The following is a 16,390-nucleotide window of genomic DNA, read 5'->3' as shown; positions in this document are numbered from 1 at the left end:
GCCACGCCTACCAGCGCAGGCGCCGGTAGGCACTCCAGCCCCCAGCCTCGGTCCGAAGCTCAGACAGTCATGAGCGAAGGCCCGGAACCTGGTGGGTTCCGGGCCCTTCGCAGTGGCTCCGACCGCCCCTGATCCGGGGGCTGGCCTGGGCGGAGGAGCTCACTCCTCGGCGAGGGTGGACAGGTCGCCCTCGTCCTGCCCCAGCGCCCGGGCCCGCAGCACCCGGCGCAGGATCTTGCCCGACCGGGTCTTGGGCAGAGACTCGAGGAAGACGAAGGACTCCGGCTTGGCGATCGGCGACAGGGTCGCCGCCACGTGCTGGCGCAGCTCGGCCTCGAGCTCACGCGACGGCTCGACCCCGGTGGCCAGGACGACGGCGACGTGGACGGAGTGGCCCTTGACCTCGTGGGGCAGGCCGACGGCGGCGGCCTCGGTCACCGCGGAGTGGGAGACGAGCGCCGACTCGACCTCGGCCGTGCCCAGGCGGTGGCCGGAGACCTTGATGATGTCGTCGGTGCGCCCGATGATCCAGAACCAGCCGTCAGCGTCGCGCTTGGCCGAGTCCCCGGTGAGATACAGGCCCGGGTACTTGCTCCAGTAGGTGTCCACGTAGCGCTGCGGGTCACGGAAGAGAGTGCGCATCATCGCGGGCCAGGGACGCTTGAGGACGAGGTTCCCCTCGACGCCGTCGGGGACCTCCCGGCCCTCCTCATCGACGACGGCCGCCTCCTGGCCGAACACCGGCCGGCCCGCAGCGCCGGGCTTCTGGGGCATGGAGGGCACCGTCGTGATCTGAAACATGCCGGTCTCGGTCTGCCACCAGGTGTCGATGATCGGGCAGCGGTCGGCACCCACGACGTGGTGGAACCAGTGCCATGCCTCGGGGTTGAGGGGCTCGCCGACGCTGCCCAGCAGCCGCAGGCTCGACAGGTCGTGGCGCCGCACCCAGGCCTCGCCGAAGCGCATGAGTGTGCGGATGGCCGTGGGGGCGGTGTAGAAGGCGTTGATGCCGTAGCGCTCGATGAGGTTCCACCAGCGGTCCGGGTAGGGGTAGGTCGGGTTTCCCTCGTACATGAAGACGGTGGCGCCGTTGAGCAGCGGACCGTAGACGAGGTAGCTGTGGCCGGTGATCCAGCCCGGGTCCGAGGTGCACCACCAGCGGTCGGCGTCGTGGACGTCGAAGCAGTCGTGGAGGGTGGCATAGGTGCCCACCTGGTAGCCGCCGTGGGAGTGCAGGATCGCCTTGGGCTTGCCGGTGGACCCGGAGGTGTAGAGGATGAACAGGGGATCCTCGGCGTCGACCTGCACGGTCTCGCAGCGGCCCTGGGCGATCGGGAGCTTGCACAGCTCGTGGTACCAGTGGTCGCGGATGGGGTCCATGACCGCCTCGGTGCCGGTGTTGCTCACGACGATGACGTTCTGGACGGTGGGCGAGAAGCGCACCGCGTCGTCGACGATCTTCTTCATGGGGAAGACCTTGCCGTTGATCCACGAGCCGTCGGCGGTGATGACGACCTTGGACTCCGAGTCATCGATGCGTGCGCTCAGGGCGTCGGAGGAGTAGCCGGCGAAGACCACCGAGTGGATGGCCCCGAGCTTGGCGCAGGCGAGCATGGCGAAGAAGACCTCGGGGATGCGGGGCAGGTAGATCGTCACGACGTCGCCCTTGTGCACGCCCATGGCCCTGAGGACGTTGGCCATCCTCTCGACCTCCCGGCCCAGGTCGAAGTAGGAGAAGGTACGCACCTGCTCGATATCCTCACCCACCCAGATGAGGGCGAGCTTGTTGCGGTGGGAGTTGGTCAGGTGCCGGTCGACGGCGTTGGAGACGATATTCGTCCGAGCACCGACGAACCAGCGGTAGAAGGGCGCCCCGGACTCGTCGAGCACCGTGTCCCAGCGCCTGGACCACTCCAGCTCGCCGGCGCGCTCGGCCCAGTAACCCTCCAGGTCCGCGGCGGCCCTCTCCTCCAGCGCGCGCCAGTCGCCGACCCAGGCGTTCGCGACGACCTCGGGGTCGGGATGGATGGTCTGCTCCGGCTCCGCCATCGGCTCGCCCGGGGGCTGGAGCACGTTTCCTGAGATCATGGCCTCCTCCTTGCGTAGTACGGTTATGGCGCCGTGACGCGGCGCGGGTCGTGTGGTGGCGTGCGGGCCGCGTGAGGTACGGAGCTCTCGGCGCTCACGAACGTGGCGGCGCACACATGTGGGCTACCATCATCCATCATGAGGGCCTGCTTGGTGACCGAAACGGCGAAGGGATCCGCAGACGACCCGCAGGAGGGACCTGGCGCGCCCCGGTGTGCGCCCGCCCAGCAATGAGCGAAGGCCCGGAACCTTGTGGGTTCCGGGCCTTTCGCAGTGGCTCCGACCGGCGTCGATCCGGTGACCTTTCGATTTTCAGTCGAACGCTCTACCAACTGAGCTACAGAGCCTTGGGATGGAAGCGGTCCGACCATTTCTGATCGGACCGACCTTTCCGCGACCTCGACGGGACTTGAACCCGCGACCTCCGCCGTGACAGGGCGGCGCGCTAACCAACTGCGCCACGAGGCCAGTGTGAATTCACTGTGTTGTTCACTTGTGCGAATCCGTACCCCCAACGGGATTCGAACCCGTGCTACCGCCGTGAAAGGGCGGGGTCCTAGGCCGCTAGACGATGGGGGCCAGGGGCCTTCGACGTCGTCGCGCCTCGAACCGGGATGAACACTAAGGGGACAGTCTTCCACAGCGCAAATCCCAGGAGCGTGACCCTCCTCACCGCTCGGTTTTCGGCGGGATTCCGGCCCGTGAGGACTGTCGAGCCGGAGCCTGGCGGTCTGGCAGGCTGAGCCCGTGAGCCACGAGCACGAGCAGGAGCCGATCCAGCCCCATCAGCCCCGGGAACAGCCCTCGGGGCGGATGACGGATCAGGAGTTCGAGGACGTCGTCGGCGACGCCCTCGACAGGATCCCCGCGGACCTGGCCGAGGCGATCGACAACGTCGTCGTCCTCGTCCAGGACGAGCCCGATCCGGAGATGCTCACCGAGGACGACTATGACGACTCGGGCCTGCCCACGCTCCTGGGGCTGTACGACGGCGTCCCCCTCACCGAGCGCGACGAGGGCTGGTCCATGGTGCTGCCCGACCGCATCCTCATCTTCCGCGGGCCGCTGGAGCGCTGGTGCACCAGCCGCGAGGAGCTGGAGGAGGAGATCACCGTGACCGTCATCCATGAGGTGGCCCACCACTTCGGCATCCCCGACGAGCGCCTCCACGAGCTGGGCTGGGAGTAGCGCCGGCAGCACCGCGGAACCGGCCGGACGAGGACCTGGGAAACGGCCTGCACGAGCCCATGCCTCGCGTCGGCCCCGGGACCTGTCTTAGTGTGGCCGGCATGAATGACCGTCATCGGCCTGAGACTCCGGACGCCGGGAAGACCCCCAGCACCAGCGCCCCCAGCCAGTCCCCGCAGCACCACGTGAGTCGACGGCCGGTGCTCCTGGCAGCCTTCCTGGGCGCGGGCTCCCTGGCGGGATGCTCCCTGATCCCCGGATCCTCGTCGGCCGGCGGCTCCTCCTCCAGCGCGAAGCCCAAGGCCCCGGCGCCCGCATCGCCCAGCGCCGCCCCCTCGCCCACCGCGAGCGCGATGGCGTCGGCCACCGCGACGGCCAGCGACGGGGCGCTGGCGGGCTGGAGCCTGGAGGAGAAGGTCGGCCAGCTCATGATGGTCGGGGTGGACGCCACCGCTCCCAAGGACTCCTCCACCGAGGCCGTCGACACCCACCATGTCGGCAACATCTTCATCGCCGGCCGCACCACGGCGGGCGGCCAGGCGACCCAGAAGGTCATCGCCTCGTTCACCGGCAAGGTCGGCCCGGGTACGACCCGCAGCACCCCGATGCTCGTGGCCACCGATCAGGAGGGCGGCGAGGTCCAGGTCCTGTCCGGGTCGGGCTTCTCCGAGATCCCCTCGGCGATGGACCAGTCGACCCAGTCGCGCGATCAGCTGGTGGCCGCGGCGCGCACCTGGGGCAAGGAGCTGGCCGACGTCGGGGTCAACATGAACCTGGCCCCGGTGGTCGACCTGGTCGACATCCCCCGGCCGACCACCAACGAGCCCATCGGCAAGTGGGGGCGCGAGTACGGGCACGACGCCGCCACCGTTTCCTCCCAGGCCGGCGCCTTCGCCGAGGGGATGCAGGCCTCGAAGGTCATCCCCACGTACAAGCACTTCCCGGGCCTGGGGCGGGTGACGGCCAACACGGACACCTCCGCGGGCGTCGTCGACAGCACCACGAACCGCAGCACCGACGCCGCGGTCGGCGTCTTCGCCAACGCCATCGCCGCCGGCGCGCAGGTCATCATGGTCTCCTCGGCCACCTACACACTCATTGACGCCTCGGCGCCGGCGGTGTTCTCCTCGAAGATCGTCACCGAGATGCTGCGCACGGAGATGGGCTTCTCCGGAGTGGTCATCACTGACGACGTCTCCGCCGCCGCCCAGGTCCAGGGCGTGGCCGCCGGTGATCGGGCCGTGCAGGCGATCCGGGCCGGCTGCGACATCGTGCTGGCCTCGGCGGACCCGACGGTGGCCGCGGACATGGTCAAGGCCATCATCGCCGCCGCCCAGTCCGACCCGGCCTTCGCGGCGCGGGTCGATGAGTCGGCCACTCGGGTGCTGGCCCTCAAGGGCGGCCTTCAGTCCTGAAGCGCGCCGACAGCGCATCGGCCCTCCTGAGCAGCCTGCTCAGGAGGGCCGTCCACGTTTCTCGGGGAGCCGGCTCAGGCCTCAGCGGGACTTGGTGGTGCCCTGAAGCGACCCGCTGGGGGTCTCGGCCCAGGCGGCGATGTCCTCGGCCGACGGGGGCGGGGGCACGGGGAGGGCCACCGACTCGGCCGAGCCCGCTGTCCAGCCGGTGGCCGCAGCCGCGGACTGGGCTGAGGCCGTGACGTCAGTCGTGTCGGCCGAGTCGACCTCGTGCCACTGCGATGCGGGGCTGAGGGCGGTCGTGTCATCGTTGACGGGCTCGACGGGCTCGACGTCCTCAGCCTCAGTGGACTCATCAGCCTTCGGCTCCTCGTCGGCCGGGACGGCAACGTCATCGGCGCCCGCGGCCTCGTCATCCGGCTCCCCGGAGCCCGGCTCCTGAGCCTCGTCGGCAGCGTCCTGAGTGGTCTGCGCCTCCGCATCGGTCCCAGCGGCCGCCTCAGCCGCAGACTCCGCGCCCTCTGCACTCTCATCCGCATCGGCGGACTCGGCGATCCCCTCACCGGCGGACTCGGCGACGACGGCGCCCTCGGTACCCTCAGCGGGCTCGGCGGGTTCCTCTGTTGTCTCCTGCTCGTCACTAGTCTCGCCAGAGTCATCATCAACGTCCGCGGCCTCGTCGAGCTCGGCCGGCTCCACGCTCGGCTCTGCTATCGGCTCCGCGGCCGGATCGGTGCCCGGCTCGTCCCCTGCCTCGTCATCCGGCTCCCCGGAGCCCGGCTCCTGAGCCCCGTCGGCAGCGTCCTGAGTGGTCTGCGCCTCCGCGGCGGGATCACCGTCCGCGGCGCCCTCGGTACCCTCAGCGCCCGCGGCATCAGCAGCATTGGCCGCTGCGTCGTCGGTCAGGTAGCCGCGCGCACGCAGGTTGGCGAGGACCTCGACGTTCCCGGTACTGGCCAACCAGCCGAGCAGGTCGGGATAGGCCGCCGGGTTGGTCGACAGCGGCGCCCACAGGTCGGGCCGGCTCTGCGCGATCGCGGCCTGCAGGGCCTGGTCCGGAGTCTGCGCGGCGACCGCCGCATCGGCCTGATGCGCCGCCATCATGAGCTGAACCGGATCCATGCAGGGCCCTTCCGGGAGAACGTATGAGTGACCTCGACTGATCGGGCTCGTCGCCAACCCGTCCCGGGTCCCTCACCAGGCTCCGATCAACCCCGATGGTAGTCACGAGTCGGCCGATAGGTTCAAGAAACGGGGGTCGGTCAAGGAGGACACCCTTCGTCCTCCACGCCGCTGCGGCCCCGTCATCCCCTCGTCTCAGGGGCGTCCCCGACCTCGGGTCAGGGTCGACCGACCGTGCAGTCAGGGACCTGTCCTCCGTCAGGAGGATTTGCCTATCCCATACCGCTGTCAGACTGCACCTATGAGTAGCTCCGTTCCAGCCGCCGCCCCCTCCATCCTCACGCCCCACCGACCGGTGAATGACCCCGTGGTCTCCGCACGCAGTCTCACCAAGGTCTACGGCCGTGGTTCGGGCGCCGTCGCAGCGCTCGACTCCGTCAACGTCGACATCGCCCGAGCCCGCTTCACGGCCATCATGGGGCCGTCCGGCTCCGGCAAGTCCACGCTCATGCACTGCCTGGCCGGCCTGGACTCGATCACTTCCGGGGAGATCATGCTCGACGGCGACATGGTCTCCTCCATGAGCCAGCGTCGCCTCACCCGCCTGCGCCGCGAGCGCATCGGCTTCATCTTCCAGTCCTTCAACCTGGTCCCCACCCTCACGGCGGCGGAGAACATCACCCTGCCCCTGGATATCGCCCGCAAGAAGGTCAACCCGCAGCGCTTCGACCAGGTGATCGACGCCGTCGGCCTCAGGGACCGCCTGTCCCACCGGCCGGCCGAGCTCTCCGGCGGTCAGGTCCAGCGCGTGGCCTGCGCCCGGGCGCTCGTGGGCGAGCCGGCGGTCGTCTTCGCCGACGAGCCCACCGGGAACCTGGACTCCCACTCCACCGACCAGGTCCTGGAGATCCTGCGCCGCAGTGTCGACGACCTGGGGCAGTCGGTGGTCATGGTGACCCACGAGCCGGAGGCGGCCGCCTGGGCCGACACCGTCATCTTCCTGCGCGACGGCCACGTCGTCGCCCAGCTGGACGCGCCCAACCGCGACCGGGTCCTGGACGCCCTGCGCGAGCTGAGTGAGGCCGAACCCGTCCCCGTAGCCGACGCCCAGGGCGCCGCCTCGGCCGCCAAGGGGGCCTGAGCCTTGAGACGAGTCGCCTGGCGCTCCGTACGCGCCCACGCCAAGCAGTTCTTCCTGACCACCTTCGCCGTCATGCTCGGGGTGGCCTTCCTGTCGGGAACGCTCGCCCTGCGCGCCTCCATGTCGGAGACCTTCTCCAACCTGCTGTCCTCCACCGTCACCTCGGACCTGTACGTCCAGGGCCCCAAGATCGCCACCAACGGCGACACCAGCTCGTCGCAGTCCGCACCGACCCAGCCCATCGACGGCTCCCTGGCCGATCAGATCAAGCAGATCGACGGCGTCGAGACCGCCAAGCCCGGCGTCCAGACGAGCGGGGTCCTCGTGGGCGCCAACGACGCCCCGGTCGCAAACATGGGAGCACCCACGCTCTTCCTACCGCTGTACGAGAAGGAACCCGGCTTGACCTGGGCCCAGGGCCACAGGCCCCAGGGCGAGAGCGAGATCGCCCTGGAGTCGGGAGCCCTGAGGAACTCCGGCCTCAAGGTCGGGGACACGACGCACATCGTCCTCCAGGGTCACCCCACCGAGGTCAAGGTGGTGGGTGAGTTCCACTTCGAGTCCTCCATGGCCGCTGCGACGGTCGTGGGGATGGACCCCGACTACCTCCTTCCACTGGCCGCCCCGGACGGGAAGGTCTCGTCCATCTCGGTCGACGTCGCCAAGGGGGCCTCGGCGGAGACGGTCAAGTCCGAGGTCACCAAGATCCTTCCCGATGGCACCCGGGTTCAGACCCGCGCCGAGGTCATCAAGGAGCAGAACAAGGCCATTGAGGAGCAGCTGGGCTTCATCCAGGTCTTCCTGCTGGTCTTCGTCGTCGTCGCCATGTTCGTGGGGTCCTTCATCATCATGAACTCCTTCGCGATGAGCGTGCGCCAGCGCGTCAAGGAGTTCGCCCTCCTGCGGGCCGTCGGGGCCTCGCCCGCCTCGGTGTTCGGCGTCGTGTTCCTGCAGGCGGTCGTCATCGGCGTCGTCGGCTCCGCCCTGGGCGTGGCCGCGGGCGCGGGGCTCCTGGCCGGGCTGTCCGCGATGCTTGACGCCGCGGGCATGCCGCTGCTGGAGGGCACGGGCCTGAGCGGGCCGATCATCGCGATCTCGCTGGCGGTGGGGCTGGGCGTCACCGTCATCGGCGCTCTGCTGCCAGCGCGGGAGGCCGCCCTGACCCACCCGGTCGAGGCCATGCGCGGCGTGTCGGGCTCCCGAGAGAAGTCGCTGGTGCTGCGCACGATCCTGGGAGGGCTGCTGCTGGCAGCCGGCGTGGCCGCGATCGCCGCCGCGTGGGTGGACGCGGACCTGACGCAGCGCGGCCTCATCATGGGGCTGGGCGCGGGCGGCACGGTTCTGGGACTGCTCATCGTCTCCCCAACCCTGGCCCGCCCGGTGGTCGCCGTGCTGGGCCTGCCCTTCCGGCTGCTGCGGCCCGCCGGGCGCCTGGCGGTGCGCAACATCGTCCACAACCCGCGCCGCACGGCCAACACCTCCGGCGCCCTCATGGTGGGCATGGCCCTGGTGTGCGCCGGCGCCACGCTGGCCGCCTCCTTCCAGGCCTCGACCGCCGACGAGATCGACAAGTCCCTCAAGGCCGACCTCGTGGTCCAGCCCGCCACCATCGGCAGCCTGACCACCCGGCTCTCAGCCGACAAGACCAAGGACATCGCCGCGATCGACGGCGTCAAGGAGACCTCCTCCTACTCCATCTACGCCGACTCCGTCACCAAGCCCGACGGCAGCCAGAACCCCACCGCCACCGTCATCGTCGTCGAACCCGACACCTACTCCAAGGCCTACGACGTCTCCACGAGCGCCGGGTCGATGAAGGATCTGGACGCCACCCACGTGGCCGCGAAGAAGGACGAGGGCCTCAAGCTGGGGGACAAGGTCGCCATCACCGGTCCCTACGGGTCGGTTCAGGCCACGGTCGGCGCCATCGTCGACCCGAAGGGAACCGGCGGCAACTACTACATCTCCCCCGAGCTGGCGGCGTCGGTGGGCTCCTGGAGCTCGCCGGGCACCAGCACGGACCCGGCCCACGTCCTGGACTCGCCGCTGGGCATGCTCCTGACCCTGGACGAGGGCACCGACCTCGACACGGTGCGGGGCAAGGCCCGCGACATCGTGGCCGACACCTACCAGTACTCGGTGCGCGACGCCGACGAGATCTCCGACCAGGTCGGTCAGCAGATCAACCAGATGCTCGCCGTCCTCTACGGCCTGCTGGGGCTGAGCATCGCCATCGCCATTCTGGGCATCGTCAACACACTGGTGCTCTCGGTCTCGGAGCGCACTCGGGAGATCGGGCTCATGCGCGCCGTCGGCCTGGGCAAGGCCCAGCTGTCCGGGGAGATCATCACCGAGTCGGTCCTCACCTCCCTGTACGGCACCGTGCTGGGCGGAGCGACCGGGGTGGTCCTGGCCGCCGCCCTCAAGGAGGTCCTGGAGGAGCAGGGGCTCACGACCCTGAGCATCCCCTGGGGCCAGATGGTGGGCATGCTCGTGCTCTCCGTGGTGGTCGGCGTCATCGCGGCCCTGTGGCCGGCGCTGCGCGCCTCCCGGATCCCCGTCCTGGACGCCATCGCCACCGAGTGAGCCGAGTGAGCCGAGTGAGCCGAGTGAGCCGAGTGAGCCGAGTGAGCCGAGTGATCTCGGCGTGAACGGCGAGGCGGACGCGACAGGCGAGCCCCGCCAAGCCCGGTGCCCCGGCCGCCCCCGTCGCGGGGGCGGCCGGGGCACCGACGTATCCGCACGACCCGCCCAACAGCCGACTGAGCCGCACTCGCCGGATATTCCCGCACCCGGTATCTTCCTTGTCACCGGTTCTCCCTCTGCCGCTCCCGCGTCAGCTCCGATAGCCTCATGCGATCATGCCCGAACCGTCCTCACGGTCGTTCCCGACCGCTCCGGCAGCGCTGTCCGCCCTGACTAGTCAGTCCATGCAGTCCATGCAGTCCATGACCCCCGACGCCCCACTGCCCCAGCCCCCGTCGCTCGGGGCCGGGGCGCTTCTGCGCTGGCTGCTGCGCCGCGCCGCCGTCCCGGTCACCCTGGCGACCCTGGCGGCATGCACCTCCAACATCATTCAGGCGATCGTGCCGGCCTTCCTGGGCCAGGCCCTGGACTCCGGGATCGAGAACGGCCTCAACGGCCGCGTCTGGGGCATCGGCGCCCTGCTGCTGGTGCTGTTCGTCGTCTACGCCGTCGGGGACACGATGCTGTCCTACTTCGGGGTGACGGCCTGGATGCGCACCGCCTTCGACGTCGACCGGCTCGTGGGCCGACAGATCTCCGCCACGGGCAAGGACCTGTCCCGGCAGGTCTCCACCGGCGAGGTCGCCACCATCATCGCCTCCGACGCCGACTACCTGGGCAAGCTCATCCAGCACCTGCCGGCCCTGCTGGGGGCGGCGGCCAGCTTCATCGTCGTGTCCTTCCTCATGCTGCGCACCTCGGTGAGCCTGGGACTCATCGTCATCCTGGGCATGCCGCTGGTCGCGGCGATCGTCACCCTGGTCATCCGGCCCCTGCAGAAGCGTCAGGCCGTCCAGCGCGAGGCCCAGTCCGCGGTCACCACGGTCACCACGGACACGGTGGCGGGCCTGCGGATCCTGCGGGGCATCGGCGGGGAGGACGTCTTCGCCCGCCGCTACCGGGACACCTCCCAGGAGCTGCGGCGCCGCGGCGTCGAGGTGGCCTCCTCCCAGGCCACCCTCATGACCCTCCAGGTCCTGCTGCCCGGGCTCTTCGCCGCCATCGTCGTGTGGGTGGCGGCGCGCATGGCCGTGGCCGGCAGCCTCACCCCCGGCGGACTCATCACCTTCTACGGCTACACCGCCTACCTGTCCTGGCCGCTGTGGGTGTTCACCAGCTCCGTGCAGGACTACACCCGGGCCGTCGTCGGCGCCCGGCGCCTGAGCCGCCTGCTGGAGGTGGCACCGGCCGCCGGCAGCCTCGTGGAGCGCCTCAACCTGGACCCGGCCGCCGCCCACCCCGTCAGCGGCGACCTGGTGGACACCGACAGCGGCCTGCGCCTGAAGGAGGGCCGCATGACGGCCCTCGTGTGCCCCGACCCGCAGGTCTCCGCCGAGCTGGCCATGCGCCTGGGGCGCTTCACCGACGCCGGCCCCACCGTGACCCTGGCGGGCCGGCCGCTGACCACCATGCCCCTGGAGCAGGTGCGCGCCAGCGTCGTCGTCTCCGGTGCCACCGCCCAGCTCTTCACCGGCACCCTGCGCGAGGCCCTCGACGTGCGCGGCGGCCCCGACCCGCAGCCGGTGGGCCTGGAGGACCTCGTGCGCGCCGAGACCGAGCGCACCACCGGGGCCGACGTCGACCAGCAGGTCCGCGCCCAGGAGCGTCACATGCCCGGCGACGACCGGCTCATCGAGGCCATCGGGATCGCCGACGCCGGCGACGTCCTGACCTCCCTGAGCGAGGGCCTGGCCGGGATGATCACCGAGAAGGGCCGGTCCCTGTCCGGCGGGCAGCGTCAGCGCGTGGCCCTGGCCCGGGCCCTGCTCACCGAGGCGCCCACGCTCGTGCTCATCGAGCCGACCTCCGCCCTGGACTCCCACACCGAGGCCCGCGTGGCCACCCAGGTGCACCGGGCCCGCGCCGGGCGCACGACCGTCGTCGTCACCGCCTCGCCGCTGGTCCTGGAGGCCTGCGATGAGGTCGTCCTCCTGGACTCCAGCGGCACCGAGCTCCTGCGCTCCACGCACCGCGAGCTCATGGCGATGGCCCGCGCCGGTGACGCGCAGGCGGCCGACTACCGCGCCGTCGTCTCGAGGGCCATGGGCGAGGACGCGGAGGTGAGCTGCTGATGGCCCTTCCCGTTGCTCCTGGGCCCGTCGCCCTGCGCAAGACCTTCCGGATCATGGCCTCCTACCGGTGGCGCTTCGTCGTCGTCCTGGCCCTCCAGATCACGGCGGTCCTGTCCACGCTCGTGGCCCCGCAGCTGCTGGGGCGGCTGGTCGGGCGGGTCTCGGCCGGGCGGGCCGACGCCGGCTACGTGGACCGGATCGTGCTGACCATCATCGCGGTCACGCTCGTGGGGGCGCTCATCAACCGCTTCGCTCAGAAGCACGCCCGGACCCTGGGCGAGTCGGTCTTCGCCGACCTGCGCGAGCGCATGATGAACCGGGTGGTGCACCTGCCGCTGAGCGCCGTGGAGTCAGCTGGGACCGGCGACCTCGTGGGGCGCACCACCACCGACGTCTCCCGCATCGACTTCCTGGTGCGGGTGGGGATCCCCCAGATCCTCGTGTGCGTGGTGACGATAGTCTTCACGCTCCTGGCCGCCGCCGTCGCCGACCCCCTCCTGGCGCTCGGGCTGCTCGTCATCGCCCCGCCCGTGTGGTCGATGATGCGCTGGTACCTGCCGATCTCCATCCCCGCCTACCGGGCCGAGTCGGCCGCCCAGGCGCGCCTCAACGGCGCGGTCTCCGAGACGGTCGAGCACGCCGAGACCGTGGACGCGCTGGGTATCGGGGCGCGCCGCGAGCGGGCCATCATGGCCTCCATCAAGGAGGCCTGGTCCCTGGAGCGCTACACGGCCGCGCTGCGGGTGCGCCTGTTCATGGTGCTCGACGTCGCCTGGCGGGCGCCCGTCGTCGTCATCCTCCTGTGGGGAGGGTTCCTGGCCGGCCGCGGCTACGCGACCCTGGGGGCGATCACCACCGTCGCCCTCTACTCCATGGAGCTGCGCAAGCCGGTGGGCCAGCTCATGTTCTGGATCGACCAGGTCCAGATCGCCCAGGCCTCCCTGTCCCGCATCCTGGGGGTGGAGGAGGTCCCCGACGACCGCGCCCCCACCGGCGAGGAGCCCGAGGGCACGCGGATCGTGCTCGACGACGTGCGCTTCTCCTACCGGGAGGGCGTCGAGGTGCTCCACGGGATCGACCTGGAGCTCGTGCCCGGGGAGCGGCTGGCCGTCGTCGGGCCCTCGGGGTCGGGCAAGTCCACGCTGGGGCGGATGCTGGCCGGCATCAACCCGCCCACCTCCGGGCGCGTCACGGTGGGAGGGGTGGCGCTGACGGACCTGACCGAGGACGAGCTGCGCCGCCACGTGGCCCTGGTGACCCAGGAGCACCACGTGTTCGTCGGCACCGTGGCGGACAACATGCGCCTGGGCCGCCCCCGCGCCTCCGACGACACGATCCGCGAGGCCATTGAGGCCATCGGGGCCGGCACCTGGGTGGACGCGCTGCCCGAGGGGATGAACACGATGGTCGGCTCGGGTCACCTCGAGCTCAGCCCCGCCCAGGCCCAGGAGGTGGCGCTGGCCCGGCTCGTGCTGCTGGACCCGCACACGCTCATCCTGGACGAGGCCACCTCGCTGCTGGACCCGCGCGCCGCCCGCACCCTGGAGCGGACCCTGTCCACGGCACTGGCCGGGCGCACCGTCATCGAGGTGGCCCACCGCCTCTACACGGCCGCCGACGCCGACCGGGTCGCCGTCGTCATGGACGGGCGGATCGTGGAGCTGGGCACCCACGACGAGCTCGTGACCCTCGGTGGGGAGTACGCGAGCCTCTGGCAGGCCTGGAACCAGGAGTAGGAGGCCGGCGGGGCGCCCGTGCCGACACCGCGCACCGGCTCGATCCACGCCGTCGGGACCATCCGGGCCGCCCAGTCGGTCAGTGCGGCGACGGCAGCCTTTCGTAGATCGCCGGTGGCGAAAGCCGGCCCCTATCTCCCAAACCTACAAACCCGTTCGGGCCTGCGTTGTTTCACGATGGCGTCGGCTGTGAGATTCTTAGTCCGGCGGGTCGTCCCACTGTCGCGATCCCGCCGCCTCGCAGTCAGCTGATTGCGTGATTGCGTCCACCGCCGTGCCTCACACGAGAAGGTTCGTTCATGCCCAACAACCAGCCACCTCCCCCGCCGCCGTCGGCCTCCACCACGCCTCCTCGCAGGGCCGGCAGCAGCGCCCAGCCCACGCTCGGTGAGCTCATCGCCCGCATCTCGGAGAACATCTCCGCGCTGGTGCGCGGCGAGATCGATCTGGCCAAGGCCAAGGGCCAGCGCATGGTCAAGGAGATGGGGCTGGGGGCCGGGCTGCTCGCCGCCGCCGGGGTGCTGTCCCTGTTCATCTTCGGGCTGGTGCTGGGAGCCATGACGTCCGGGCTGTCCAACATCATGCCGCTGTGGGCCGCCTTCCTCGTGGTGGCGCTGCTCCTCACCCTCATCGCCGTGCCGATGGCCCTGATCGGCATCAAGCGGCTCAAGGCCGCCAAGGCCGACACGCCCACGCCGCAGGAGGGGCTGAAGGAGTCCGTCGACGCCGTCAAGGGGGCCGTCGCCTCCGGCCTGGAGAGGGGGAACGCCCGGTGAGCACCAATGCTGTACCCACGCCCACATCCGTCCCCGCTGTGCCGGCCAGGCCGGCCGTGGAGGCCGCACCGGCCACGCAGGCCGTGCCGTCGGCTGACGACGTCCTGTCCGACCTGGCGGCCCGGCGCCTGGCGCTGGCCGCGGACGTCGACGAGCTCGCCGCGCGCCTGGCTCCGAACAACCTGGCCAAGGTCGCCAAGCTCAAGGCCCGTGAGAAGGTCCAGGACCTGCGAAGTCAGGTCGTCAGCAAGGCCGAGGACACGGTCGGGCAGGTCAAGAACCGCCTGGCCTCCCTGGCCGGCGGTGGCACCGACCCCGAGGGCGGGGTCGACACCTACGAGCCCGGCACGCTGACCCTCGGTCAGCGCGTCTCCCGCCTGTTCGACGACGCCCGCGACGGCGACCCCGCCTCCCTGGGGATCGTCACGGTTGCGGGGCTCGCCCTGGCGGGCCTGAGCGTGACGGCGACCGTCGCCGCGGTCAGGGCCTTCCGCGCTCGTGCGGGTCAGGCATGACCAGCGGCCAGCAGGCCGGAGCGTCCGGTGCCGAGGCCACCGAGTCCGGGTCGCTGAGCCCCGAGCAGATTGAGGAGCGGCTGCGCGCCCAGCGTGAGGCCCTGGCGGCGAGCGTCGATGAGTTCGCCTCCCGGGTCGACCCGCGCACGCAGGCGAAGGAGGCCGGGGAGCATCTGCGCGAGCAGGCGAGTGCCAAGGCCGACCAGCTGCGTGAGCAGGCTGCCGCTGGAGCCGACCGTTTGCGTGAGCAGGCGGAGGCCGGCGCCGGCCGACTGCGCGAGGAGGCCCAACGCTGGGCCGAGCAGGCGGAGGAGACCTGGGAGCGCGCCAAGCAGGGCGACTCCGAGGCGGCCTCCAAACTCGCCAAGGCGGCCGCCGTCGCCGGGGGCGTGGTGACCGCAGGCATCGTCCTGACCCGCCTCGCCCGCCGCTGACACAGAACCACCCACCGAGGACGCACCATCGGGTTCGCGGACTGCATCCCTAGGATCAGTCCTCAGTCCCTATGGTGCGTCCTCGCGTCACACTGGCGCCCCGCCGTACTCCAGCACCTGCAGCCAGCCGGCCCGCATCGAGAACTGCGATGTCCGTCCGGGACGCACTCCTCCCTCAGATGACTGCGCTCAAACCCAGTAGTTGGCAGGAGAACGCAGTCTTCGATCAACAAGTACGTCCTCGTCCCCGAGGGTGCGTCCTCGCGCACTGACAGCAGGGAGGACAACTCCCGTCACACTTGAGCAAGGCATCAGGGGGCGCCCCCACCAAGCAAAATGTGTCCCAAGCCACATTCGCATCGTCTGGCCCTGCACCTCGAGATTCCCTAACCTAATCCCATAACTCCCCGCCGTCCTCCGGGACTGGCGGGGCCTATTTTTCTTTGCAGGAGGCTACTCGTGGCCCTCAAAATGGCAGTCGTCGTTGACTACCAGAACGTCCATCTCACTGGGGCAGGCCTATACACACCAGGGTGTCCTCCCGAGGACGCACTCATCGATCCTTACCGGTTCGCCAGTCAACTTGCTCAGGCCCGCAACGCGACGAACGACGACATGCACCAGGTAGAGGTCTCCAGGGTTGAGGTCTTTCGCGGCCTGCCCATTCCAGAAGATGACAGCGATGCTTACCGACGCAACCAGGCCCAGCAGGCACAGTGGACCCGGGGTCACCACGGAGTGGTCAACGTGACGTTGCGGCCGCTGAAGTACTCATGGGAGTACATCGATGGAGTCAGGCGACCTGTCCGCTCATCGAGACAGGAAAAGGGTGTCGATGTCCTATGCGCCTTGATGCTCGTTGACTTGGCTCGCTGCGGCTTGTACGACGTCGTGGTTCTCGCTTCCCGGGACACGGACCTCGCCCCAGCCCTCGACAATGCTGCCCGAACTGGCAGCGCCAAAGTTGAAGCGGCCAAGTGGTACCACCCTGGAGTCCCAAGCACACGAGGCCGTATCAAGACCGAACGCCGGCTGTGGACCACGTCCATGACTGAGCAGCACTTTCTCTCCAGCCTGGACCCCATCGACTACACCTGAGATCTCGACCGCCGCTGAGGGGCTGGAACGCGAGCCCCGACGCCGGCCCGCAGGTCACAG

General features: G+C 70.2%; 12 protein-coding genes and 3 tRNA genes. 10 read left to right on the top strand and 5 right to left on the bottom strand.

Annotated features, from left to right (window positions below; translation table 11 throughout):
- Nucleotides 1–159: 159 nt before the first annotated feature.
- The 4 genes from acs to FBF36_RS02270 form a co-directional block, all read right to left on the bottom strand.
- Nucleotides 160–2,088, bottom strand: a complete 1,929-nt coding sequence (gene acs / locus FBF36_RS02285) for an acetate--CoA ligase (RefSeq protein WP_009395738.1) — start codon at nucleotides 2,086–2,088, stop codon at nucleotides 160–162.
- A gap of 274 nt (nucleotides 2,089–2,362) precedes the next feature.
- A tRNA-Phe gene (locus FBF36_RS02280) sits at nucleotides 2,363–2,435 on the bottom strand.
- 47 nt (nucleotides 2,436–2,482) lie between these two features.
- Nucleotides 2,483–2,556: transfer RNA gene (locus FBF36_RS02275), tRNA-Asp, on the bottom strand.
- Between the two features lie 38 nt (nucleotides 2,557–2,594).
- Nucleotides 2,595–2,667: transfer RNA gene (locus tag FBF36_RS02270), tRNA-Glu, on the bottom strand.
- 168 nt (nucleotides 2,668–2,835) lie between these two features.
- On the opposite strand from FBF36_RS02270, the gene FBF36_RS02265 reads away from it, so the two are divergent.
- Nucleotides 2,836–3,276, top strand: a complete 441-nt coding sequence (locus FBF36_RS02265; RefSeq protein ID WP_009395737.1) for a metallopeptidase family protein — start codon at nucleotides 2,836–2,838, stop codon at nucleotides 3,274–3,276.
- A 92-nt stretch (nucleotides 3,277–3,368) separates the two neighbouring features.
- On the top strand, nucleotides 3,369–4,691 hold the full coding sequence (locus tag FBF36_RS02260) for a glycoside hydrolase family 3 N-terminal domain-containing protein (RefSeq protein WP_075375787.1): 1,323 nt from the start codon (nucleotides 3,369–3,371) through the stop codon (nucleotides 4,689–4,691).
- Nucleotides 4,692–4,772: 81 nt separating this feature from the next.
- Here FBF36_RS02260 and FBF36_RS02255 read toward each other — a convergent pair whose 3' ends face one another.
- Entirely contained in the window at nucleotides 4,773–5,813 is a 1,041-nt protein-coding gene (locus tag FBF36_RS02255; protein ID WP_138137113.1) for a hypothetical protein, read from the bottom strand.
- A 301-nt stretch (nucleotides 5,814–6,114) separates the two neighbouring features.
- Here FBF36_RS02255 and FBF36_RS02250 point away from each other — a divergent pair, with 301 nt between their 5' ends.
- The 8 genes from FBF36_RS02250 (at nucleotide 6,115) to FBF36_RS02215 (ending at nucleotide 16,330) form a co-directional block, all read left to right on the top strand.
- Nucleotides 6,115–6,954, top strand: coding sequence for an ABC transporter ATP-binding protein (locus tag FBF36_RS02250; protein WP_009395733.1), 840 nt, complete (start codon nucleotides 6,115–6,117; stop codon nucleotides 6,952–6,954).
- A 3-nt stretch (nucleotides 6,955–6,957) separates the two neighbouring features.
- Complete coding sequence (locus FBF36_RS02245; protein WP_009395732.1) at nucleotides 6,958–9,540, top strand: ABC transporter permease; 2,583 nt, start codon at nucleotides 6,958–6,960, stop codon at nucleotides 9,538–9,540.
- Between the two features lie 362 nt (nucleotides 9,541–9,902).
- Complete coding sequence (locus tag FBF36_RS02240) at nucleotides 9,903–11,771, top strand: ABC transporter transmembrane domain-containing protein (protein ID WP_138137788.1); 1,869 nt, start codon at nucleotides 9,903–9,905, stop codon at nucleotides 11,769–11,771.
- Nucleotides 11,771–13,507, top strand: a complete 1,737-nt coding sequence (locus FBF36_RS02235; protein ID WP_009393416.1) for an ABC transporter ATP-binding protein — start codon at nucleotides 11,771–11,773, stop codon at nucleotides 13,505–13,507. Before FBF36_RS02240 ends, FBF36_RS02235 begins: the two co-directional genes overlap by 1 nt.
- A gap of 299 nt (nucleotides 13,508–13,806) precedes the next feature.
- Nucleotides 13,807–14,283, top strand: coding sequence for a phage holin family protein (locus tag FBF36_RS02230; RefSeq protein ID WP_009393414.1), 477 nt, complete (start codon nucleotides 13,807–13,809; stop codon nucleotides 14,281–14,283).
- Nucleotides 14,280–14,798 (top strand): DUF3618 domain-containing protein, encoded by a 519-nt coding sequence (locus FBF36_RS02225; protein WP_225792438.1) that lies wholly within the window; start codon nucleotides 14,280–14,282, stop codon nucleotides 14,796–14,798. The genes FBF36_RS02230 and FBF36_RS02225 overlap by 4 nt, the downstream gene beginning before the upstream one ends.
- Complete coding sequence (locus tag FBF36_RS02220; protein ID WP_009393410.1) at nucleotides 14,795–15,232, top strand: DUF3618 domain-containing protein; 438 nt, start codon at nucleotides 14,795–14,797, stop codon at nucleotides 15,230–15,232. Before FBF36_RS02225 ends, FBF36_RS02220 begins: the two co-directional genes overlap by 4 nt.
- Nucleotides 15,233–15,691: 459 nt before the next feature.
- Nucleotides 15,692–16,330: an NYN domain-containing protein gene (locus tag FBF36_RS02215; RefSeq protein WP_192574991.1), complete on the top strand. Its 639-nt coding sequence runs from the start codon at nucleotides 15,692–15,694 to the stop codon at nucleotides 16,328–16,330.
- The last annotated feature ends 60 nt before the right edge of the window (nucleotides 16,331–16,390 follow it).

The sequence above is a fragment of the Actinomyces sp. oral taxon 171 str. F0337 genome (assembly GCF_005696555.1).
Classification (GTDB): Bacteria; Actinomycetota; Actinomycetes; order Actinomycetales; family Actinomycetaceae; genus Actinomyces; species Actinomyces oris_E.
This window is presented reverse-complemented; position numbering and strand designations above follow the sequence as displayed.